18 protein-coding genes and 3 tRNA genes are annotated in these 20,191 nt (G+C 54.9%); 11 read left to right on the top strand and 10 right to left on the bottom strand.

The features are described 5' to 3' along the window. The first annotated feature begins 87 nt into the window (after nt 1-87). The 3 genes from FHW71_RS11835 to FHW71_RS11845 all read left to right on the top strand — a co-directional run bounded on the left by FHW71_RS11835 (nt 88) and on the right by FHW71_RS11845 (nt 411). Nucleotides 88-174: transfer RNA gene (locus FHW71_RS11835), tRNA-Leu, on the top strand. A 34-nt stretch (nt 175-208) separates the two neighbouring features. Then, nucleotides 209-295, top strand: a tRNA-Leu gene (locus tag FHW71_RS11840). Between the two features lie 29 nt (nt 296-324). Next, nucleotides 325-411, top strand: a tRNA-Leu gene (locus FHW71_RS11845). A 92-nt stretch (nt 412-503) separates the two neighbouring features. Here the strand turns inward: FHW71_RS11845 and FHW71_RS11850 are convergent. Next, a complete protein-coding gene (locus FHW71_RS11850) occupies nt 504-788 on the bottom strand; it encodes a DUF1435 domain-containing protein (protein WP_008107719.1) in 285 nt (94 codons plus the stop codon). A 228-nt stretch (nt 789-1,016) separates the two neighbouring features. Between FHW71_RS11850 and FHW71_RS11855 the strand changes: the two genes are divergently transcribed. From FHW71_RS11855 to FHW71_RS11865, 3 genes are all read left to right on the top strand, one after another. Beyond that, a complete protein-coding gene (locus FHW71_RS11855; protein WP_008107720.1) occupies nt 1,017-2,111 on the top strand; it encodes a diguanylate cyclase in 1,095 nt (364 codons plus the stop codon). 134 nt (nt 2,112-2,245) lie between these two features. Next, on the top strand, nt 2,246-3,040 hold the full coding sequence (fhuF, locus tag FHW71_RS11860) for a siderophore-iron reductase FhuF (RefSeq protein ID WP_179451931.1): 795 nt from the start codon (nt 2,246-2,248) through the stop codon (nt 3,038-3,040). Nucleotides 3,041-3,135: 95 nt separating this feature from the next. Continuing rightward, nucleotides 3,136-3,600 carry a YbaK/EbsC family protein gene (locus tag FHW71_RS11865; protein WP_061718187.1) on the top strand — a complete coding sequence of 155 codons (465 nt, stop codon included), beginning with the start codon at nt 3,136-3,138 and terminating at the stop codon, nt 3,598-3,600. On the opposite strand, the gene FHW71_RS11870 is transcribed toward FHW71_RS11865, so the two are convergent. From FHW71_RS11870 to FHW71_RS11885, 4 genes are all read right to left on the bottom strand, one after another. Next, nucleotides 3,597-4,817, bottom strand: coding sequence for an MFS transporter (locus FHW71_RS11870; RefSeq protein WP_008107723.1), 1,221 nt, complete (start codon nt 4,815-4,817; stop codon nt 3,597-3,599). The two genes, FHW71_RS11865 and FHW71_RS11870, sit on opposite strands and share 4 nt — an antisense overlap. A 269-nt stretch (nt 4,818-5,086) precedes the next feature. Next, the gene (locus tag FHW71_RS11875; RefSeq protein WP_008107729.1) at nt 5,087-6,064 is read right to left on the bottom strand and encodes a nucleoside hydrolase; all 978 of its coding nucleotides are present in this window, start codon (nt 6,062-6,064) and stop codon (nt 5,087-5,089) included. Nucleotides 6,065-6,076: 12 nt separating this feature from the next. Further along, nucleotides 6,077-7,099 (bottom strand): LacI family DNA-binding transcriptional regulator, encoded by a 1,023-nt coding sequence (locus tag FHW71_RS11880; RefSeq protein ID WP_008107730.1) that lies wholly within the window; start codon nt 7,097-7,099, stop codon nt 6,077-6,079. Between the two features lie 75 nt (nt 7,100-7,174). After that, complete coding sequence (locus tag FHW71_RS11885; protein WP_179451930.1) at nt 7,175-8,557, bottom strand: MFS transporter; 1,383 nt, start codon at nt 8,555-8,557, stop codon at nt 7,175-7,177. 583 nt (nt 8,558-9,140) lie between these two features. Between FHW71_RS11885 and FHW71_RS11890 the strand changes: the two genes are divergently transcribed. Next, on the top strand, nt 9,141-9,695 hold the full coding sequence (locus FHW71_RS11890; protein WP_179451929.1) for a histidine phosphatase family protein: 555 nt from the start codon (nt 9,141-9,143) through the stop codon (nt 9,693-9,695). Here the strand turns inward: FHW71_RS11890 and FHW71_RS11895 are convergent. Continuing rightward, on the bottom strand, nt 9,688-10,638 hold the full coding sequence (locus FHW71_RS11895; protein WP_179451928.1) for a WD40 repeat domain-containing protein: 951 nt from the start codon (nt 10,636-10,638) through the stop codon (nt 9,688-9,690). The genes FHW71_RS11890 and FHW71_RS11895 overlap by 8 nt on opposite strands. A 415-nt stretch (nt 10,639-11,053) precedes the next feature. Between FHW71_RS11895 and FHW71_RS11900 the strand changes: the two genes are divergently transcribed. Continuing rightward, the gene (locus FHW71_RS11900) at nt 11,054-12,067 is read left to right on the top strand and encodes a capsular polysaccharide synthesis protein (protein WP_008107736.1); all 1,014 of its coding nucleotides are present in this window, start codon (nt 11,054-11,056) and stop codon (nt 12,065-12,067) included. Here the strand turns inward: FHW71_RS11900 and FHW71_RS11905 are convergent. Next, nucleotides 12,041-12,964: a LysR family transcriptional regulator gene (locus tag FHW71_RS11905; protein WP_101762199.1), complete on the bottom strand. Its 924-nt coding sequence runs from the start codon at nt 12,962-12,964 to the stop codon at nt 12,041-12,043. The genes FHW71_RS11900 and FHW71_RS11905 overlap by 27 nt on opposite strands. Nucleotides 12,965-13,084: 120 nt before the next feature. Here FHW71_RS11905 and FHW71_RS11910 point away from each other — a divergent pair, with 120 nt between their 5' ends. Together FHW71_RS11910 and opgB are read left to right on the top strand one after the other, a co-directional pair. Further along, nucleotides 13,085-13,474, top strand: coding sequence for a tautomerase family protein (locus FHW71_RS11910; protein ID WP_008107739.1), 390 nt, complete (start codon nt 13,085-13,087; stop codon nt 13,472-13,474). Nucleotides 13,475-13,688: 214 nt separating this feature from the next. After that, nucleotides 13,689-15,980, top strand: a complete 2,292-nt coding sequence (opgB, locus tag FHW71_RS11915; RefSeq protein WP_179451927.1) for a phosphatidylglycerol--membrane-oligosaccharide glycerophosphotransferase — start codon at nt 13,689-13,691, stop codon at nt 15,978-15,980. Nucleotides 15,981-16,041: 61 nt separating this feature from the next. Here opgB and FHW71_RS11920 read toward each other — a convergent pair whose 3' ends face one another. Continuing rightward, complete coding sequence (locus tag FHW71_RS11920; RefSeq protein ID WP_179451926.1) at nt 16,042-16,749, bottom strand: GNAT family protein; 708 nt, start codon at nt 16,747-16,749, stop codon at nt 16,042-16,044. A gap of 107 nt (nt 16,750-16,856) precedes the next feature. On the opposite strand from FHW71_RS11920, the gene FHW71_RS11925 reads away from it, so the two are divergent. Next, complete coding sequence (locus FHW71_RS11925; RefSeq protein ID WP_179451925.1) at nt 16,857-18,305, top strand: PLP-dependent aminotransferase family protein; 1,449 nt, start codon at nt 16,857-16,859, stop codon at nt 18,303-18,305. On the opposite strand, the gene FHW71_RS11930 is transcribed toward FHW71_RS11925, so the two are convergent. Together FHW71_RS11930 and FHW71_RS11935 are read right to left on the bottom strand one after the other, a co-directional pair. Continuing rightward, a complete protein-coding gene (locus tag FHW71_RS11930; protein ID WP_061718197.1) occupies nt 18,302-18,814 on the bottom strand; it encodes an RcnB family protein in 513 nt (170 codons plus the stop codon). The two genes, FHW71_RS11925 and FHW71_RS11930, sit on opposite strands and share 4 nt — an antisense overlap. A gap of 156 nt (nt 18,815-18,970) precedes the next feature. Continuing rightward, nucleotides 18,971-20,116 (bottom strand): serine hydrolase domain-containing protein, encoded by a 1,146-nt coding sequence (locus FHW71_RS11935; RefSeq protein WP_218889283.1) that lies wholly within the window; start codon nt 20,114-20,116, stop codon nt 18,971-18,973. Between the last annotated feature and the right edge of the window lie 75 nt (nt 20,117-20,191).

Genomic DNA, 20,191 nt, shown 5'->3' on the forward strand with positions numbered 1-20,191 from the left:
GCCGTCGCGAAATATGTGTTGACGCAATGAGTAAAATCTCTAAAATGCGCCTCCGTGGTTAGCAATACTTTAGGGTGTTGTTAGTTTGCGATGGTGGCGGAATTGGTAGACGCGCTAGCTTCAGGTGTTAGTGTTCTTACGGACGTGAGGGTTCAAGTCCCTCCCTTCGCACCAAACTAAAATCACACAGTTTATATCTGCGCACTGAGCGATGGTGGCGGAATTGGTAGACGCGCTAGCTTCAGGTGTTAGTGTTCTTACGGACGTGAGGGTTCAAGTCCCTCCCTTCGCACCAATGCGACGATATAAACAGACAACTAAGATGCGATGGTGGCGGAATTGGTAGACGCGCTAGCTTCAGGTGTTAGTGTTCTTACGGACGTGAGGGTTCAAGTCCCTCCCTTCGCACCAACAGTTGTCACTCCTTTCGAGCAGTAAATTCCCAAAAAGATTTTCAACGAACTTCACGCTCTCAGCGTGATGTTGTCGTTTCTGCGATTTGATCAGATGACGTGGAAATTGACCGACACCGCCGCTAATCCGCCCGCCAATGCCAGACAAGACGGCAGCAATAAATAGTGACGCAGGCGATGATGAAACAGCATCACCACGGTCAGCAGCAGCGCCACAATCATCACCACCCGCCATTGGCTGAAACTCGGTTCCCATAACGCGAAAACCGGCATAGCCGCGCAGGGTAATAACACGCCCCAGCCGCTATCCAGACGTTTACCCATTATCCAGCTCACGCCCCAAAGTCCGCAGGCGGCCATTATCGCCATGATCATTGCGCAACCCTCAGATGATAAATATTCGCATTATCATATGACAATATTTCTCATCTTGCAGCGAATTTTTTGTCGCAAGCCATGCCGGATGACAGAATTACTGGAAAATGCTAAATTGCCGCCGATAACAATATCGCTAACACAACAATAACGTGCTCTCTATCCGGGTAGGTAAACTATTACTTACGGGTAGCGCTTTGATATATCAGGGCTGTCACGAGAATAATAATGAAATTACAATCTTATGATGAGTTGAAACAGAGTAAATATCGGCTGTCGCTGATGCTATTTCTGTTTCTTAATGTCGCCGTTTCGCTTTTTTGCCTGCTGCCGATTTTAGGCAGCGACAGCCCAATCCGCTCGCTGCCGGTGGCTGTTGTGGCGGGCTTCAGCTCCACGCTGCTGGTTATTTGTTTAATGGCGTCAAAACAAAAATTACCGCTATTAAATCCTGTGGCTTTTATATTGGGTGCGCTGTGGGCGTGGCATATTAACCACAGATATCATCTGGTTTACTATTTTGATGGCAGCTTTTTAATTATCAGCCTGTTAAGCGTTTTCTTTATCAGTGCAATTGCGCTGAGTGATTATTTGATCGCATTTTGTTTACACATCACGCCGCCGGTATTAACCGTGCTGTTATTGGATGATGGTCAGCATTTAATGATGATCTTATTCACTATTACGCTGCCGTTAATCGGCTTTTCACTGCACCATTTAATGCGTCGCCGCTTTGATACCTTCACCCGTCGGCTGGTGAGCCAGCTGTATGAGGAAAAAGAGAGCTTCAGCGATTTGAGCATGCTCGATCCGCTTACTGGCTTGTACAACCGCCGTGGATTGAAGAATCGTCTTGATACCATTATGGAAAACCACGCGGGCAGCCACTTTGTGCTGCTGCTGGATATCGATCACTTCAAAGCCTACAACGACAATTACGGCCATGCGATGGGCGATCAGGCGCTGGCGCGCGTGTCCGTGGCGATCCGCGATGCGGTACGCTCGCGCGATGTGGTGACGCGTTACGGCGGCGAAGAGTTTCTGGTGCTGATGACCAACGTGAACGCCTCAATTGCGATGAAACTGGCTGAGCGCATTCGTCAGTACGTGGTGGATTTGGAAATTCCGCATCGCTTCAATGAGAAAGTGTCGACGCACGTCACCATCAGCGCGGGGATTGCGCCCATCTTCGATGAGGATTTTGATCAGGCGGTGGCCAATGCCGATCGCGCGCTGTATGTGGCGAAAAATCAGGGACGTAACACCATTTTAGCGTGGGAAGATTTGCCGAAATTGACGCAGGCGAGTGACAACCTGGCGTAAGGTTTTGCTGGTCGCCATGAATGGCGACCCTACGCAGACCTCGTCAAGCTTTGCCGCATGTGCAGAAATGTTGTTCAAAGCGACGGGAACGATTATCATTTGTCTCTCGATTCCCGTTATCACTCAGGACCCGCATGGCTATCATCACGCGTCAGGATCATCGCTTTAGCGAGCATCCCCTGATCTTTATGCAGAGCGATCGCAGTTTAGCGAGCGCGCTGGAAGATCTGATGCGCGAACAACGTAGCTACATGCTGGACAACCTCAAGCTCGGCCAACCGGCACCCGCGGGGACGTTAACGCTGGCCGAGTGGTCAAATCCGCTTCACTATCGCCGCCTGACGCAGCGCTACAGCGACTATCTCTATCGCGACCATCCCAATGTGCAGCAGGAAGCTAAGCCGCTGCAGTCGCTGTGGGCGCAATGGTATTTTGGTCTGCTGCTGCCACCGCTGATGATGGCGTTATTGCAGGAACCGCGCGCGCTGAACTGCTCGCCCCATCTGATTCACGTTGAGTTCCACGAAAACGGCCATCCGTGCGCTTTCTGGCTGGATGTGCAGGAAGATGAGGATGCGCGCTACCTCAATGCCCAGCAGCGTATCGATCGCCTGATTCAGCAATGCCTGATTCCGGCAGTGAATGGCATGACGCAGCACGGTGATATCAATGCGAAGCTCATCTGGAACAACATGGGCTTTTCGTTTTACTGGTTCCTCGGTGAGCTGAAAAACCAGCTGCCGGAAGAGACGATTTTGCAGTTAGAGCAGGCGCTATTTTTCACTCAGTCACTGCTCGATGGCAGCGATAACCCGCTGTATCGCACCATGATCCCGCGCAATGGTGAAATGGAGCGACGCAGCTGCTGCCAGCGCTATCGCATCCCCGATATAGAACGTTGTGGTAACTGCACGTTAAAAGCGGTGTAGCACCCGCGCATTCTGTTACAGATTCTCCTTTTCTCCCGTTTACACTTTTCCAGGCTTGTGGCATTTTTTTGGCTCTGTTTTTACCGGAGATAACAATGAGCCTGGAGTCGGTACGGCACTTCTTTGCCGAACATGCACCGGATATCGACATCATCGAGATGCCGGAAAGCACCGCCACCGTTGAGCTGGCCGCACGCGTTCATGGCGTTCAGCCTGGGCAAATCGCCAAAACCCTGTCGCTGAAAGTGAAGGATGCCATCGTGCTGATCGTCACGCGCGGCGATGCGCGTCTCGACAACCGCAAGCTGAAAGCTGCGCTCGGCGCCAAGGCGCGCATGTTAAGCGTGGATGAAGTGGTGAACTGGACCGGGCATCCGGTCGGCGGCGTCTGTCCGTTCGGGCTGGAAAATCCGCTGACCATTTATTGCGATGTGTCGCTGCGCAGCTTTGACGAAGTGCTGCCAGCAGCAGGATCGATTCATAGCGCGGTACGCATTTCGCCGCAGCGCATGGCAGAACTCACTGCGGCGAAATGGGTTGACGTCTGCGAGGCGCTTTAACGCGACTCGCGCGCGGCAGCACCGGAGATTTCGATGCCGCGCGTCTCCCGACCAAAAGCCACCAACACGCAAATCAGCACCGCCACCGTTCCGGCGACAATCGCCATCCCCAAACCATAATTGCCGCCGTGTGCCTCGGCAATACGCGACTGCACCGTCGCATTCACTGAGGCAATTAAATTCCCCAGTTGATAGACAAAGCCCGGCAGCACCGCACGCGCGTTGGCGGGCACCAGTTCGGTGAGATAGGTCGGCACCACACCCCACGCGCCCTGCACCATAAACTGCATCAGAAACGCGCCGATACCGATCATCCATGAACCGCTGGAGAAGGCCCACAGCGGCAGCACCGGCAGCGCGAGGAATGACGCCAGAATAATCGCGCGCTTACGGCCAATGCGCTCGGAGAGTGCGCCAAAGGTGATGCCGCCCAGCATCGCCGCGATGTTGTAGCTGATAGCAATAATGCTGACGGTGTGCGGATCAAACTGATGCTGCACTTTCAGGAAGGTGGGATAGAGATCCTGCGTACCGTGGCTGAAGAAGTTAAAGCAGGCCATCAGCAGCACCATATATATACAGATTTTCCAGTGCTGGCGGATAATCGGCAGCAGCGCATTGCTCTCTTTACGCTCGCGCGCCGCCAGCCACACCGGCGATTCTGGCACTTTAAAGTAGATAAACGGCAGCAGCAGAATCGGCAACGCGCCAATCAGGAACATGCCGCGCCAGCCGACCGTTTCGAAGAACAAACCAAAAATCACCGACGCCAGCAGATAGCCGCATGGATAACCGGCCTGGAAGATGCCGGACATCAAGCCGCGCGAGCGATCCGGAATGGTTTCCAGCGCCAGCGACGACGCCACGCCCCAAATGCCGCCCATCGCCACGCCGTAAATCACGCGGAAACCAAGGAACGCCGTGAAGGTGGGCGACCATGCCGACAGCAGTTCAAACGCCGAGAACATCACGATATTGAGCATCAGAATCGGTCGGCGGCCATACTTCTCCGCCAGCCGACCAAACAGCAGCGCGCCGATCGGTCGCACGGCGAGCGTGAGCATGATGGCGAGGGAAACATCGGAGACGCTGGTATGGAAATACTGGGCAAGATCGCTGAGGACAAACACTAAGATGAAGAAGTCGAACGCATCCAGCGTCCAGCTCGCGAAACTGGCAAAAGCCACGTTGCGCTGGGTCGCAGTCCAGTTGAACATGTTGTTATCCTGTCTGATTAGCTTCCGGATCGTTGGCCGGATTTATTGTAGAAGTTACCGCGCGAATAATTTCACGGGTTACTATTATGTTAACTATTTGTATATAGCATGTCAGAAAGGTGGGCTGTGGCGGGAATTGTCAGCGAGTGATTCGCGGTGTAAAAAAGCGTGTCATTCGAGTCTGGGGGAATAGGTCGCCATGAATGGCGACCCTACGGCGATTTTGTAGGGTGCGCATTTATGCGCACCAGGCCGTCACAAATGCCGACTTACAACTGATTAAACGCCTTTTCGATCATCTCCAGCAGCAGCGCGTTATTGACGGTTTGAATCACATGCACCAACGCGCCGGTCTGCGGCGGCACGCCGATATCCAAACGCAGCGGCGTGCGATAACGCCAGCTTTTGCCACGCGTGGCGCCAGGACGCAGCTCAATATCCACATGATAATCCACGCCGTCGGCGACACGCTGATTCAGCAACCACGCCACCACCAGCGCATCATGAATCCAGCAGCCGGGCAAATGGCGGGTGCGAATCGAATAATCGATCCACGGACGTAACGTCTCGCGCACAAACTGTGGCAACGGATGATCGTTGGCGGTAAGCCGCGTGAGATCCTGCTGCGTCATCAAGGTTTGCGTGGTGGCGTCCATCGGTACCAACGTGATGGTCGCGCCGCTGTGCAGTACCTGATGCGCCGCTTCCGGATCGAGGCCAAAATTGGTGTCTTTGATGTAATCATCCAGCGCGAACACGCCGCCCATAATCACAATCTCTGCCACCGATTCCGCCATGGCCGGATAACGCTGCAGCGCCAGCGCCACGTTAGTCAGCGGACCAATCGCCACCAGCGTAAACTCGCCTGGATTGTCACAAATCAGTTGGCCCATTACGCCAGCCGCGTCATGCCCATCCGCCGGAATGCGCTGCGGCTGCCGCACGCCGCGCCACAGTTCACCAAGCTTTTCATCGGCAACGTGGTCAAGACGCGCACGCCACGGCGCAGGATCTTCGCGCAGCGCCTGCAACGCGCCCTGCACCACCGGAATGTTGCGTCCCAATCGCTGCAGCAGATCTTTGGCGACCTGCGCACCGACCGCGCTCGGCGTGTTGCCGGTGACGGTGGTAATTAGTTCCAGCGACAGCGACTTCGAAGCCAATGCCAACGCCAGCGCAAGGCCGTCGTCGGTGTTGGCGCCCGCTATACCGTTTCCCGGATCACAATCGATAATCAATCTTTTCATAGTGTTATAGTTTTATTGTTGTTGAGTAAGCTGGCAGCCACAGGACTCACCGATTTCTAAGTGGTGAGGGAACTCCGCCAGCTTCGCGTCGCCATCCCAATTTTTGAGCATGGCAATCGCACTGCGCGCCATATCACGCAGCGGCTGACGGACGGTGGTGAGCGTCGGCACATGAAACGCCGACTGATCGGTACCGTTAAAACACACCAGCGCGACATCCTGCGGCACCCGCAGTCCATGTTCCGACAGCGCACGAATGCAGCCAATCGCCTGGCCTTCATTACTGGTAAACAGTGCGCGCGGCACACGACCGCTGGCCACCATGCGCTGCGCGGCGTCATAACCGCCCTGGCGCGTATAGCTGGCCGGGAAAATCATCGCCTCATCCGCCAACAATCCTTTCTGCGCCAGCGCATCGCGCCAGCCCTGAATACGATCCTGCGCGTTAAGCATGTCCAGTGGACCGCTGATCATGCCCACCTGCTGATAGCCGTGACTGAGCAGATGCGCAGTCACCTGACACGCCGCTTCGCGCTCATTGACGCGCAGCATGCTGACGCCCGGACGCGGCTCAATGCGATCCAGCATCACCAGCGGCGTACCGCTGGCCTGAATCACATCAATATAGGGATGGCGATCGACGCTATTGTAAAACAGGCCATCAACCTGACGATTTAACAGGCCCTGAATAATCTCCAGCTCGCGTTTGCGATCGTCACCGGCATCACCCAACAACATGACGTGGCCGTGATTCATCGACTCCTGCAACAGCATGTGCGCCATCGAAGCAACAAAGGGATTACCGATGTTCGGCACCACCAAACCAAAGGTTTTGGTGCTGCCAGAAGCCAGCGCGCGCGCCACCGCATTGGGGCGATAGCCGGTCTGTTTGATCGCTTCCAGCACGCGCTGACGCGTAGCTTCTGCCACCGGTCGCGGGCCGTTATTGATCACATAACTGACCACCGCCACCGAGGTGCCGGCGATTTTTGCCACGTCCGTGCGCGTTACGTTTCCGGTTGGAGATTTCGCCATTCCTTTGCCCCTGCGTAAATGCCATTGACCGGAATCTCCGGCCAATGGTGATGATGGTTTACGCGATCCTGCTGGTCAGATGGCATCTTCCGGCAGATTGAGATCGCGCCCGCGCGTTTCCGGCGCCACGAAAGTGGTGAGAAAACCGATGCTGGCCATCGCCGTGAAGTAAACCGCAATCGGCCACCAGTGTCCGGTAAACGACAGCAGCGCCGCCGCCACTAATGGCGCGGTGCCTCCTGAAAGGATAGACCCCAGCTCTTTCGCTACCGCCATCTTGGTGTAACGACGCTTCACGCCAAACATCTCGACGCCCCACGCCGCTTGCACGCCGAAAATACCCAGCGATGCCAGCGCCATACCGACCACAATTACCGCCATCACAATCGCCGGATCGCGGCTGTCCATCAGATTAAAGGCAGGCCAGGCGTAGAACATCAGCAATAAGCAGAAGCAGCGATAAGTAATGCGGCGACCAAAGCGATCCGACAGCCAGCCGGCAAACGGAATGATCAGGAAACCAAGTAAGGACGCGATGAACACCGCCGTGGTGGGCACCGATTTGTCGAGCATCAGCACTTTGGCGACGTAACCGACAATGAAGCCCTGCGCCAGATAAGAAGGGCCGTTTTCGCCGATGCGTAAACCGACCATGGTCCAGAAGGCGCGAGTGCGGCGCCAGAAGCTGCGCGTATCCACTTCTTCTTTCGCCTGTGCCAGCGTGGCGTTACGTTCGGCCTGCAATTCCGCCTGCTGGCGTTCAAACACCGGCGTTTCACGCAGATTGCGACGAATCCACAACGCTACCACCGCAATCAGCACGCTGCTGAGGAACGGAATACGCCAGCCCCACGCCAGCAAACTCTCTTTGTCCATCTGGATCACCGCCAGCCATACCAGCGACGCAATCAGCGTGCCGCTGTTTGAGCCCAGCGCAATCACCGACGAAACCAACCCACGACGTTCAACCGGTGCATATTCGCCCAGCATCACCGTACCGCCGGACAACTCAGCGCCCGCCCCCAAACCTTGGGTAAAGCGCAGCAGCACCAGACATGCGGGAGCCCAGACGCCAATGCTGGCATAGGAAGGAATCAAACCAATGAGTGTTGTGGAGGCGCCCATCAGAATGATGGTCGAGATCATTACCGTTTTGCGGCCCTTGCGATCGCCGATCCAGCCGAATAGCAAGGCACCAATCGGGCGAGCAATAAAGCCAACCGACCAGGTGGCAAAACTCGAGAGCAAAGCGATAGCCGGTGTGGCTTCGGGGAAGAAGACGTCACCAAAGATAATGCCGGCGGCGAGGCCATAGAGCGCAAAATCCGCATATTCCATCGCGGTGCCAAGCCAGCAGGAGAACGTGGCGCGCCAGAAATCTTTACGGCCGGAGGATGTTTCAAGCCGCGCATCGGCAGCTGAGGAGGATGTTAGTGAGCTTTGTTGCGAAACCGTCATAACCCATTCCCTGAAAGAGGTAAAAACAGCAAACGCCCTTCCGTGGGTCAGTTCCCTTGCAACAAGCGGAACTCCCCGGTGGCGACGTTCAGTAGGCAAACCTGGATGAAAAATCAGTAATGAATTCCCTGGTGTTGGAATCCGCTTCTTCGCCTGTTCCCGCCGATGTAATTTTCATCGATCGCATTAGTGAGGCAAATGTAACTGGGTCATCTCAAGGCCAACTTCGTCTCTGGCACCGTGAGTTATCACTATGGAGATAGTCTATCTACGCGCGTAGATAAATCAAGTGATAATAGAGAAATTTATTAGATAAACTTCACTATAACTCATGAAAACAAGTCAAAAATGGCGTCAAATCATGACATTACATCTAATGCATGGCGCAAGAATTGTCTTATTGAAGCTTGATTGACGATTATTGCTTACCATTTAACGGCGCAGGCTAACTCTTCATCGCGCTGTTTTTCGCACAGTTCAGTTAAGGTTTAATGACAAACAGGCAATACTCTTAAATCCCGTCATGGATGCGCGACTTACTTAACGTCTGCATTACACTGGAGCAATATCACTCAGGAGCGCTATGACCATTATTCTTATGCGACACGGTAAACCCGATCATCCGGTCAATGGGCGCTTCTCAGCGCGGGCATTAGCCGACTGGTGTGAAGGTTACGATCAGGCTGATATTTGCGACTCCCCGCCGCCACGCAGTCAGACCATTGCGCGACTCGCGAGTGTGATCGCCACCAGCCCGCTGCCGCGAGCCCGTTCGTCGTTAACGCGTCTGGGTTTGCAGCCGCACGCGGTGGATGAGGTTTTTAGCGAAGTCGCGATACCGACGTTGCCGTTTGAGCGCCTGCATCTGCCGCTCAACGTCTGGCTGGCGCTATTACGCCTGTTATGGCTGTGCGGCTATAGCGGCCATGTCGAATCGGTGCAGCATGCGCGTCAACGCGCCCATCTGGCGGCAGATAAACTGGTGACGCTGTCGCAGCAAGGCACGGTGTTATTGGTTGGTCACGGCATCATGAACAAGCTGATTGCGCGTGAGTTACGCAAGCGCGGCTGGCAGGCCGAAAAACATGCCAGCAGCCGCCACTGGAGCAGTGCGATTTATCATCGTCCATTCATTTAAGTTGGAAGTAGCTCAGCACCTCACAACCGGTACCGGCCTGCGGCGTGGCAATCACCTTCATCTGCTGCAAATCAATCACGCTGAGCGAACCGTCGCCCTCATTCGCAATCAGCAAGCTGCGATTATCCTCACTGAAGCAGCCATCCATCGGCTTATTGCCAACCTGAATATCGCCGAGCGGATTGAGCAGATCGTCAAACAACGTTACCACCGGCTCCTGATCGCCAATCGCCACCAGCCGCTCACCGTTGGCACTAAAGCGCACTACCTGACAAGGTTGCTGATGGCCCGGCAATGTCAGGCGCTGGCGGATGCGATGACTTTGCCGATCCACCACATACAGCAGCGGCGCATCGGCGGCGCTCGCCACCAGATAAGGATGTTTAGGTGAGGCGGCGATACCGGAAATCGGGCCTGGCATCAGGATGTTGTCGATAATCCGCCCTTCCGCCTCACACAGATCCACCACGGTAATGCTGGCGTCCTCTTCATTTTCGGTAAACAGCTTGCGACCGCTGGGCGATAAAGTGAGTCGGTGCGCATTGTGCGAAGGCAGTTGAATGGTTTTCTCCACGCGATCGCTAACCGGATCAATCACTGCCACCACCGCGCTGTTTTCACAGCAGAGATAAACTTTACCGTCACGTCCTAACTGGCCGCTGTGCGGCGCTTTCAACGGCGACAGATCGATAAAACCGCTGATCTGCCGCCGGCGCAGATCGATGATCGCCACTTTATGGCCAGGATGCGGATTGTCGCCGTGAATGCCGTCGCCGTAGATGGGCACGTAAGCTTTTTCCAGCTGTGGCAGCATCAGAAGCTCGTGTGGACGCGGCGGAAAAGCATTTAACTCTTGCTCAACGGCAAAGGTTTCGGGATTGAGAAACAGCACGCGATTGCCCTGCTTATCGACCGCCAATAATCCACGGTTGTGTCGCTGCATAGTGTCTCCTTTTGTTGATCACCTGCTTTAAGCGTAGCTAACCCTCACTCAGGGTGGGATTTTCCCGGCAGACCAGCGAAAAATGCAGCCAGGTTAACAAGTGATCTCACGCGCACTTTTTAATCTCACCCGCGACTTACGCCACGCTCTGATTATTTTATTAGGAATAGTCTTAATGGGAGAAAATAGAATAACCAACAATTTACGCGATTATTTATCGTTAATTTAAAGCTTAACGGATCCTTGATTTTCCGGTTTATCTGAAAGGATCAAAAAGTGATAGCCGCATCGCACAGAATGTTTTATTAAGCATAGGAGAGTACTTTTTTTACACACAGCCTAAAGGACAATCAAGAGCGCTCAGCGCCACGATCAGGGACGCCTTGCCACCATAATCACAATAATCAGGTGCATCATGAATAAAAAACGCCTTCAGCCAGCGTTAACCCTCTGGCATAACTGGAAAAGACTCGCGTTTACCAGCCAGACTTTCCTGCAGAAAAAACAGCATACTGCGCTCTGTGCGCCGGAATACGATCCCAGCGAAGAGGACAATATCGTGTTACTTTCTGGCGAAAAAGATCTGCCAGAGATTCCAAAGAAAGTCTGGATGTATTGGGATAATGAATATTTACCGAAATCACTGGCATTAAATATTAAAAAGATTCGTCAGGATAATCCCGACCATGAAATCCATTTATTAAATCGTTTAACGGTAAAAGAAGTTTTACCGGATTTTATATTCACCTCGACCCAATTAACCGCCCAGCAAAGAAGCGAAGTGATTCGCCTGGAATTGCTGTTGCGCTATGGCGGCATTGCCATTGATTGCAGCACCTTATTATTTGAAGATCTCTCCTGGGTGCATCGCGCGCATCAGGAACGTTGTATGGATGTGATTGGTTATTATCACGAAAACGCCACCGTCAACTATCTCGCGCCGGTGATTGAGAGCTGGTTCCTAGCGGCGACCGCCAATAATCCCTTTATCCGCGAATGGCAAAAACATTACGCGCCGATCAAACATCTCGGCGAACAGAATTACTTCAGTGAATTGACCAAGCGCGATGATTATTCCCTGCTGACGCAGAAGATTGCGCAGCCGGAGCAGCAATTAGGTTCACTGGCGCAGCAGATCGCCATGCGCGAACATCGCCGGGTGAATCTCTACCTGCGTAAATGCGAGGCTAACGCCTATTACTATCAGCGTTTAAGCGGCTGGAAGAGCGAGGCGTTTGCCCACGCGGTGCTGTTTCACCAGCGTCCACTCACGCCACCGCCGGTGATTAAACTCAGCGGCAATGAGCAGCTGCACCTCGACTTCAACCTGCGGCTCGGCCATTACAACCGCAGCAGTTTATTGGGCCAGATGATGCAAACGCCTGCGCCGATCGCACTGGCTTCACCCATCAACAAAGCGCGCGCGTAACCAATGGATAAGGGTGGTCACCGCCCGTGGCACCTGTGCGGCATACGGGCGTACCACCCACAACCGATCGGCGAAGGCATCCACCGCTTGCCACTGCGGCAGCACCTGCTGCAGCGTGCCGCTGGCTAATGCCGCGCTGGCGCTGAAGTCCGGCAGCATCGCAATGCCCAAACCTTGCAATGCAGCATCACGGATCGACTCGCTGTTGTTGGTGGCAAAATTACCCTGAATCTTTACCTGCACGGTTTCGCTGCCGCCGTCCGCTAATCGAAAGCGCCACTGCGGCGACTCGAGTCCGCGCGGGTAATAAAGACAATTGTGCTGCTGCAACGCCTGCGGTGAATCCGGCAAACCGTTCTGCGCCAGATACGCCGGCGATGCCACCAGCAGCGCGCGGGTTTCACACAGCGGCAACGCAACATGTGTTTCCGGCAGGCTATCGCTGTGGCGAATCGCCAGATCAAACCCTTCACTGCCGAGCGACACCAGACGATCGGTGACGTCCAGCTGCAAACGCACCTGCGGATAGTCGCGCAAGAAATCGCCGATGATCGGCACCAGCTGCTGACGCGCAAACGCCACCGGCGCCGTCACGCGCACCATGCCACGCACCGGACCCGCTTCATCACGTACGCTGAAAAAGCTCTGTGCGATACGCGCAAAGGGATCGCGCAGCTCATCCACCAGCTTTTCACCGGCAGAGGTCAGCCGCACGCTGCGCGTGGTGCGCTGCACCAACGCCACACCCGCCATCTTTTCCAGCTCTTTAATCTTCTGACTCATTGCCGCTTTGCTGACGTCTAATCGTTCCGCCGCGCGCGTAAAACTGCCGAGCTCAGCCAGCACGGTTAACCAGTGCAAATGGACCCAAAGGCTATCTGTTTTAATTTCTTTCATATCGATTGTTCAAAATAATAAATAATCATTTCAACCAGCGCGCTTTTTCTTTCCGGCAGCAAGCGGCAGCATAGAGCCACATCCTACTCTTTTCATGTGAGCAAAAACGAGGGTTTATTTATGCCGTTACTGACATTCGACGTTATTCAGGGCCGTTCAGAATCAGAAATACGCACATTGCTGGATGCCGCACATCGCGCGGTGTTAACCGCATTTAAAGTCCCGGCCCGCGATCGTTATCAGATTGTTCATGAAAACAAAGGTTATCAGATGGTCTTTCAGGACACCGGCCTAGGCTTTGAGCGAACCGACAATCTGGTGATGGTGCGCGTGTATACCAGCCCGAGAAGTGAAGAACAGAAGTGCCTGTTTATGGCAGAGTTAGCGCGCGAGCTGCTGGAAAATTGTGGCGTTCAGGGCACTGATTTGATGATTAGTTTTATCACCAACAGTAAAGGCGACTGGAGCTTTGCCGACGGCGAAGCGCAATACCTCACTGGAAAACTCTAATCCCCCTTCTCTGCCCTCACTGGCAGCAGCGCATCCGTTGCTGCCAGGCGAAACCACAGTCAGCCTTAACCCGCCTTAAACGAATCGGAATGCATCGCACAAATCTGGTTGGATGTGTTGCAGCCTTGTGACACCCAATATAGATTGACGCAAAATCCCCGCAGAGGGTCGTTGGCGCAAGGATTGCGTATTCATTCAACATGAGGATCTAACGTTGTCCGAATTGGTTTCGGTTGTACTCTTTTTGGCTGCGATTGCGGTCTACTCCTCTAAAGCCGGGCGAAATAAATTTTGGTTTAGTCTGATCCTGCTGCTGCTCACGCTGTTTATCGTGCTCAACGTCACGCTGGTCGCCAGTAACTATTTTACCGGCGATGGCATTAATGACGCGGTGCTGTATACCCTGACCAACAGCCTGACCGGGGCGGGCGTGAGCAAATATGTGGTGCCGGCCATCGGACTGATCATCGCGCTGTTCTCGCTATTTTGCCTGCTTTCGTGGTTACTGCGCCGCCGTAAGCGGCCGCATCACCTCGGCTGGAGTTTGCTGGCGATTGCCTGTGCCGCGGGTTCGGTACAAACCACGCCTGCGTTTCGCCAGGTGAAAGAGCTTATCGCCTCACATTCGCGCCTCGCCGATTCGGATTTCGAAAGCTATTACAAAACGCCTAACAGGGTGATCGCTGAGCCCAAGCTCAATCTGGTCTACATTTATGGCGAAAGTCTTGAACGGACCTATTTCGATCAACAGGCATTTCCCGGTCTGGCCCCGGAACTCAGCCGGGAAAAAGATAACAGCATCGATTTCAGCCAAACCGAACAGCTGCCCGGCACCGATTACACCATCGCCGGCATGGTGGCTTCACAGTGTGGCATCCCGCTGTTTGCGCCTTTTGATGGCAATGCCTCGGCTTCGCTCTCCAGTTTCTATCCCCAGAACATTTGTCTGGGCGACATCCTGAAGAACTCTGGCTACGAGAACTGGTTTATTCAGGGCGCAGATTTACGCTTCGCCGGTAAAGACACTTTCCTGCTGTCGCATGGCTTTGATGCGGCCAATATGTATGGCTCGCAGGAGCTGAAGAGTCGCGTCGTCGATCCCAGCTATCGTAATAACTGGGGCTACTACGATGACACGGTGATGGACGAGGTGTTTGAGAAATACGAGGAGCTGTCGCGCGCGCAAAAACGCTTCGCATTGTTCACGCTCACCGTCGACACCCATCATCCGGATGGTTTTATCTCGCGCAGCTGCCAGCGCAAAAGCTACAGCTATGATGGCAAACCCAATCAATCCTTTAGCGCGGTGGCCTGTTCGCAGGAGCATGTGGCGCGTCTGATTGAACGCATCAAAGCGTCACCGTGGTTTAAAAACACCATCATCGTGGTGACTTCCGATCATCTGGCGATGAACAACACCGCGCATCAATACCTGATCAAGCAGCCGCGCCATGACCTGTTTATGGTGATTCGTGGCGATCAGCCACAGGCGGAAGTGCTCGATGGCAAACGCAGCACGCTGGATAACGGTGCCACGGTGCTGGATATTCTCGGCGGGGATAACGCGATTGGACTCGGTCGCAGCGGTCTCTCTTCGAAATCGCTGTCCACCGAGTTCGACGACATGGCAAAGCGCGTCACATCGTGGAAAGCGGACATTATTCAGCTGTGGAATTTCCCCAGCAAGATGGACAGCTTCACTGTCGATCAACAGAAAAACACTTTCAGCTTCTCTGGCGCGACCTTCAAATTACCGATTCTGTTTCGCGTCTCCGACAAACATGTCGAACCGCTGCCGGAAGGGGAATACTCCGAACCGCTGCGTTATCAGCTGGCGAGTTTTGCTGCCGCCGACAAGTTCGTTTGGGTGGATCGCTGCTTTAAGATGGCGCGCCTGTGGCAGCCAGAGTTAGCGCTGTCGAACGATTTGTGCGTGTCGATGGGACAAATGGGCGCCAAACCCAGCGTAACCCGCATCGATAAACCGCAGTGGAAAGGTAAAGTCAGCTTCCCGAAAGCAGAAGTCAATGCGGCAACCTTCCAGCTCAACGAGCAGCAAATACGCATCGAAGACAATGCGATTCGCTACAACGCCGACAGCTTCCTGTTAACGGTGCCCGGCGCGCCAAACAGCGTGAAGAGTTTTAAAGGGATATCACGTCCGGAAGAGTGGGGACGCTGGTCGAATGCCAATCTGGCACCGGAAGTGAATATTGAGTACACCGATCCGCTGCCTGAACGCTTCGATGTGGTGATCACCGCGCGGGCGTTCGGTCCGAATGCGCATCGTCCAATTCCTGTGCGCGTTGGCGATCAAGAGCAGCAACTGAATTTGGGAGATGAGTTCTCCACCACCACGCTGCATTTCACCAATCCAACCGGCAGCCATAATTTGATTATTGCGCCACCGGAGCCGCAGGAGTCGAATGTCGGCAATATCATCGGTCAGGATCCGCGCAAACTGGGGATCGGCATGGTGGATATAAAAATAATTCCGCAAACCTAACGTAGGGTCGCCATTTATGGCGACCAGGTGCATGACGACCAGGTGCGCATGAATGCGCACCCTACGCGCGCAGCGCCTCCAGTTTTTCGCGTTGCGCCCCTTCCGCCGTAAAGTTCTCTGCCGCCAGCCAGCGTTCGAAGCCTTGTTTCACCTGCGGCCAGTCGCTGTCGATAATCGAGAACCAGCAGGTATCACGGCTGCGGCCTTTATAGACAATCGCCTGCCGGAAGGTGCCTTCAAACTGAAACCCTAAACGCAGCGCCGCGTTGCGTGATGGCTGATTGCAGCTGTCGCACTTCCACTCGTAGCGACGATAGCCCAGCTGCTCAAATGCGTAGCGCATCAGCAGATAGTGCGCTTCGGTGGCCATGCGCGTTTGCTTCAGCAGCGGCGAGAAGGCGACGTGGCCGACCTCCACCGATCCGTTTGTCGCATCAATGCGCATCAACGCCAGGCTGCCGACCGCACGATTGCTAACCGGATCGATCACCGCGAAATGCAGGGGATCGCGCCCATTTTCCAGCTTACGCGCATAGGCAACATAGGCTGCTTCATCGGCAAAAGGTTCGGCGAACATATAGGTCCAGTCACGCCCATCTGCAGCCAGCGCATAGGCAGCATAAAGTTCGCGGCCATGGCGCTCGGCACTCAGCGGTTCCAGGCGGCAATAGTCACCGGTGAAGGTTTCATAGTTCGGCCAGGCGCGGGGTTGCCAATCTGGCAGCGGAAATCCTACCGGTTGTCCGTAAGCATTGCTGTGTTGCGACATTCCTCAATTCCTTTATCAGTCAGGACCAGAAATGCAGAGTGCCACTTTGCTGGCGTGTTAAAAAGCGCCACAATGCCCGAAATTGATGGATCCACGGAACTGCGTAAATGAGTGACATTGAGCTGCATCGATTATTACTGGCCCCGCTGGAAACCAACGGCGAGCAGACGCTGCAACAACAACTGTTTCAGCGTATCAGGCAGGCGATTCTGACAGGCAAACTCGCCGCCGGAACGCGCTTACCCGCGACACGCCAGCTGGCGCTGGATCTCGCGGTTTCGCGCAATACGGTGATCGCCGTCTGGGCGCAGCTGCAGGCGGAAGGATTTTTGCTGAGCGATCGCCAGGGCAGCCGCATCAGCAATATGGCGCAGCTACCGCAGGAAAATCAGCCGCACACCAGCAGCGAAATCACCTTGTCGCCGCGCATCGCTCAGCTACGTTCCAGCCATCGCAGCTTCAGTCAGGAGATGGCGCTGCGCCCCGGCGTTCCTTCGCTGGCACATTTCCCGCTGGCTCAGTGGCGGCGGGGGTTGAACCGCGTGATGCTGCATCAGCCGCAGCAACTGCTGGGCTACGGCGACCCGCTCGGTGAACGCACGCTCCGTGAAGCGCTGGCGCAGCATCTGGCATTGGCGCGCGGCGTGCGCTGTACGCCCGAACAAATCGTGATTACCGAAGGCGCGCAGCAGGCATTAACGCTGTGCGTGGCGCTGCTCAGCAGCCCAGGCGACATTGGTTGGGTGGAGGAACCGGGATATCGCGGCGCGAAAGCGGCGATGCGGTTGGGAGATATGCGTATTGAACCTATAGCGGTTGATGCACAAGGGCTGGCACCGCAGCCGCAGGACTGGCAGCAGCGTGCGCCGCGCCTGATTTACACTACGCCAACGCACCAATATCCCACCGGTGTGATCATGAGCGCACCGCGTCGTCTGGCGCTGCTTGCGGCCGCACGGCAACAGCAAACGTGGATTATTGAAGATGATTACGACAGCGATTTTCGCTACAGCGGCGAGCCGATCGCCGCCATGCAGGGCATGACGCAACCAACGCCGGTGATCTACGTTGGCTCGTTCAGCAAAACGTTGTTTCCGGCGCTGCGCCTCGGCTTTATGGTGTTGCCGCCACAGCTGGTCGCGCCGTTGCGCCCTGCGCTACATGAACTGCTGCGCGGCGGTAATCGTCCTGAGCAGCAGGCGCTGGCGCTGTTTTTACGCAGCGGTGATTTTAGCCGTCATCTGAGCAAAATGCGCCGTCTGTACCGTCAACGCCAGGCAACTTTGCGGCAGGCTTTGCAGCAAACGTTTGGCGCACAGGTTCCGTTGCTGGGCGGCGAATGCGGCATGCATCTGGTGTTATCACTGGAAGCGGATCAAAACGATATGAGGTTGGTGGATCGGCTGATCCAGAGCGGCTACGCGCCGGGCGCGCTGTCGGGATTTTATTCGGGTGAGCAGAAGCAACAAGGGCTGGTGCTGGGTTACGGTAACACCAGCACCAGCCAAATTACGGCGGGCGTCGCGCAGTTAGCGCGTCTGCTACGCGGGAATTAACCGCGGAAGAAGATTTCGCCTGATTTGCCCATCACGATCTTACCGCTGTCATCGGTGATCAGGATGTAGTTGGCATTGATGTACGCCCAGTGCGTGCCTGGCTGCGGCGCTGGCAGATGACGTGGCTTCCACTCAACAATGGTGTACTGCTTTTTACGATACTCATCTGGCACCACATCGCCCACTTTGTACTCTTTGTAGTCGATGATGATGGTAGTCAGATCGTAGTTATTCGGAGCCGTCGCATTGCCGCTTTGCGGTGGACGAATTGGCGCGACATCGCCACTGGATTCAGCGGGTTCATTGCTGGCTGGCGCATCGGCTGCCGGAGCCTGCGTTTGCGGGTCTGCGGCCGGCGCCTGGGTTTGCGCGTCGGGTGCGGTTTGCTGCACTTGTGGCGGCATCGGTACGGCGTCTGTTTGCTCGCCTTCCGCCAGCGCGGCCGGAGTAAGGCTTAAAGCGCCCAGAAAAATTCCTGCAGAAAGAAGATTGACGTGTGTCCTGCGCATTGGTGATTTCCACTCTGGTTAATTATTAACTGTCCATTTAACTGACAAGTTAAGCACGCAGAAGGTTCCCCCGGCGCGCTTAGCGCGTCAAATTTCGCTGCTCAGCATACCTCAGCTCACGCGTTTTTTGGCGCAGTAAAATTGCAAGCAACCATGTTAGTTTTTGTCGTGCGCTTTCTGCGCCAGATCCATCAATAACGCGATGCCCAGATAGTTACTCCAGTTAAACGCGTTCTGCAGCACCACAATTGCATTGCCGTTCTGCTTATCAAAGCCAATAAAACTCGAGTAGCCGCCGATATAACCCACCTGATAGGTGATCTGCTGATCGCCGTAGGTATCGGTTACCCAGGCGATATTTTGAGACTGATTGCCGTGCTGCTCGTAGCCGTGATTAACCTGCGCAAAGGCTGCGTTGAGCGAAGCCCCCGCGCCGTCATGCAGATGCGCATCCAGATAGCGAATCAAATCGCGCGCGTTGCTGTAGAGGCTGGCGGCCGCCACCATATTGTTGTTAAACGCCCAATCCGGCGTGATTTGCCCGCGAGGAATCAGCTTAGGCTGATCGCCCGCATGGCCGAGTGCACGCCACGGATAACCGCGCAGACTCTGCGGCTTGAAGCTGCTGCTGGTCATGCCAAGCGGCTGGAACAGATTGCGCTGCGCCAGCGTTTCGATGTCCTGATGGAAGCGATGTTTGAGGATGTAGCCCAACAGCGCATAGCCGAGATTGGAATAGCGCGCGGTGGGATGCGCGGGCGCGTCAAAGTCGGCCAGATAATCCAGCACTGCGTCGCTGTCGAGGTTGCCGTAAAAGTTCTCGCCGCTACGCAGATAGCCCATAAATTTCATGAACATCGGCAAATCCATATCCTGACGCGGCAAGCCCGAGGTGTGCGTCACCAGCTGCAACAGCGTGATGCGTTTGGCATCAGCGCTCAGCGGCACGTTGGGCGGCAAAAGCGTCGCGAGCGTATCGTTCCAGTGCAGTTCGCCGCGATCCACCAGCTCAATAATCACCTCAGCGGTGATGCCTTTACTCAGCGAACCAAGCGCAAATAAGGTGTCTGGCGTAATGGGATAACGGTGCACCGCATCGGTGACGCCAAAACTGTAAAATTTAGGATGGCTGCGTTGATGGATGATGGCGATGCTGATGCCGGAAACCTGCTTTTGCTGCATGTAATGGCGCACGATGTCATCGACGTTTTCATTAAAGGTCGCGTGCGAAAGATAGACTTTATCGCTGACGGGCGCGGAGGTTTGCGACAAGGTGCCGCAGGCGCTGAGCAATACGCTCATGCCCAGCAGAATGATGCATGTTATTAAACGATGGCACAGCACCCGTTTATTCCTGGCAAAGATAATCATGGCAAT

The sequence above is a fragment of the Enterobacter sp. Sphag1F genome, from assembly GCF_014193275.1.
Lineage (GTDB): Bacteria > Pseudomonadota > Gammaproteobacteria > Enterobacterales > Enterobacteriaceae > Pantoea > Pantoea symbiotica.

Excerpts from the sequence above, each read along its gene's own strand:
- FHW71_RS11875 (WP_008107729.1), bottom strand. The coding sequence starts at position 6,064 with ATGAAAAGATTGATTATCGATTGTGATCCGGGAAACGGTATAGCGGGC.
- FHW71_RS11890 (WP_179451929.1), top strand. The coding sequence starts at position 9,141 with ATGACCATTATTCTTATGCGACACGGTAAACCCGATCATCCGGTCAAT.
- FHW71_RS11910 (WP_008107739.1), top strand. The coding sequence starts at position 13,085 with ATGCCGTTACTGACATTCGACGTTATTCAGGGCCGTTCAGAATCAGAA.
- fhuF (WP_179451931.1), top strand. The coding sequence starts at position 2,246 with ATGGCTATCATCACGCGTCAGGATCATCGCTTTAGCGAGCATCCCCTG.
- FHW71_RS11920 (WP_179451926.1), bottom strand. The coding sequence starts at position 16,749 with ATGTCGCAACACAGCAATGCTTACGGACAACCGGTAGGATTTCCGCTG.
- FHW71_RS11855 (WP_008107720.1), top strand. The coding sequence starts at position 1,017 with ATGAAATTACAATCTTATGATGAGTTGAAACAGAGTAAATATCGGCTG.
- FHW71_RS11935 (WP_218889283.1), bottom strand. The coding sequence starts at position 20,116 with ATGAGCGTATTGCTCAGCGCCTGCGGCACCTTGTCGCAAACCTCCGCG.
- FHW71_RS11885 (WP_179451930.1), bottom strand. The coding sequence starts at position 8,557 with ATGACGGTTTCGCAACAAAGCTCACTAACATCCTCCTCAGCTGCCGAT.
- FHW71_RS11880 (WP_008107730.1), bottom strand. The coding sequence starts at position 7,099 with ATGGCGAAATCTCCAACCGGAAACGTAACGCGCACGGACGTGGCAAAA.
- FHW71_RS11865 (WP_061718187.1), top strand. The coding sequence starts at position 3,136 with ATGAGCCTGGAGTCGGTACGGCACTTCTTTGCCGAACATGCACCGGAT.
- FHW71_RS11905 (WP_101762199.1), bottom strand. The coding sequence starts at position 12,964 with ATGAAAGAAATTAAAACAGATAGCCTTTGGGTCCATTTGCACTGGTTA.
- FHW71_RS11850 (WP_008107719.1), bottom strand. The coding sequence starts at position 788 with ATGATCATGGCGATAATGGCCGCCTGCGGACTTTGGGGCGTGAGCTGG.
- FHW71_RS11895 (WP_179451928.1), bottom strand. The coding sequence starts at position 10,638 with ATGCAGCGACACAACCGTGGATTATTGGCGGTCGATAAGCAGGGCAAT.
- FHW71_RS11930 (WP_061718197.1), bottom strand. The coding sequence starts at position 18,814 with ATGCGCAGGACACACGTCAATCTTCTTTCTGCAGGAATTTTTCTGGGC.
- FHW71_RS11925 (WP_179451925.1), top strand. The coding sequence starts at position 16,857 with ATGAGTGACATTGAGCTGCATCGATTATTACTGGCCCCGCTGGAAACC.
- FHW71_RS11870 (WP_008107723.1), bottom strand. The coding sequence starts at position 4,817 with ATGTTCAACTGGACTGCGACCCAGCGCAACGTGGCTTTTGCCAGTTTC.
- FHW71_RS11900 (WP_008107736.1), top strand. The coding sequence starts at position 11,054 with ATGAATAAAAAACGCCTTCAGCCAGCGTTAACCCTCTGGCATAACTGG.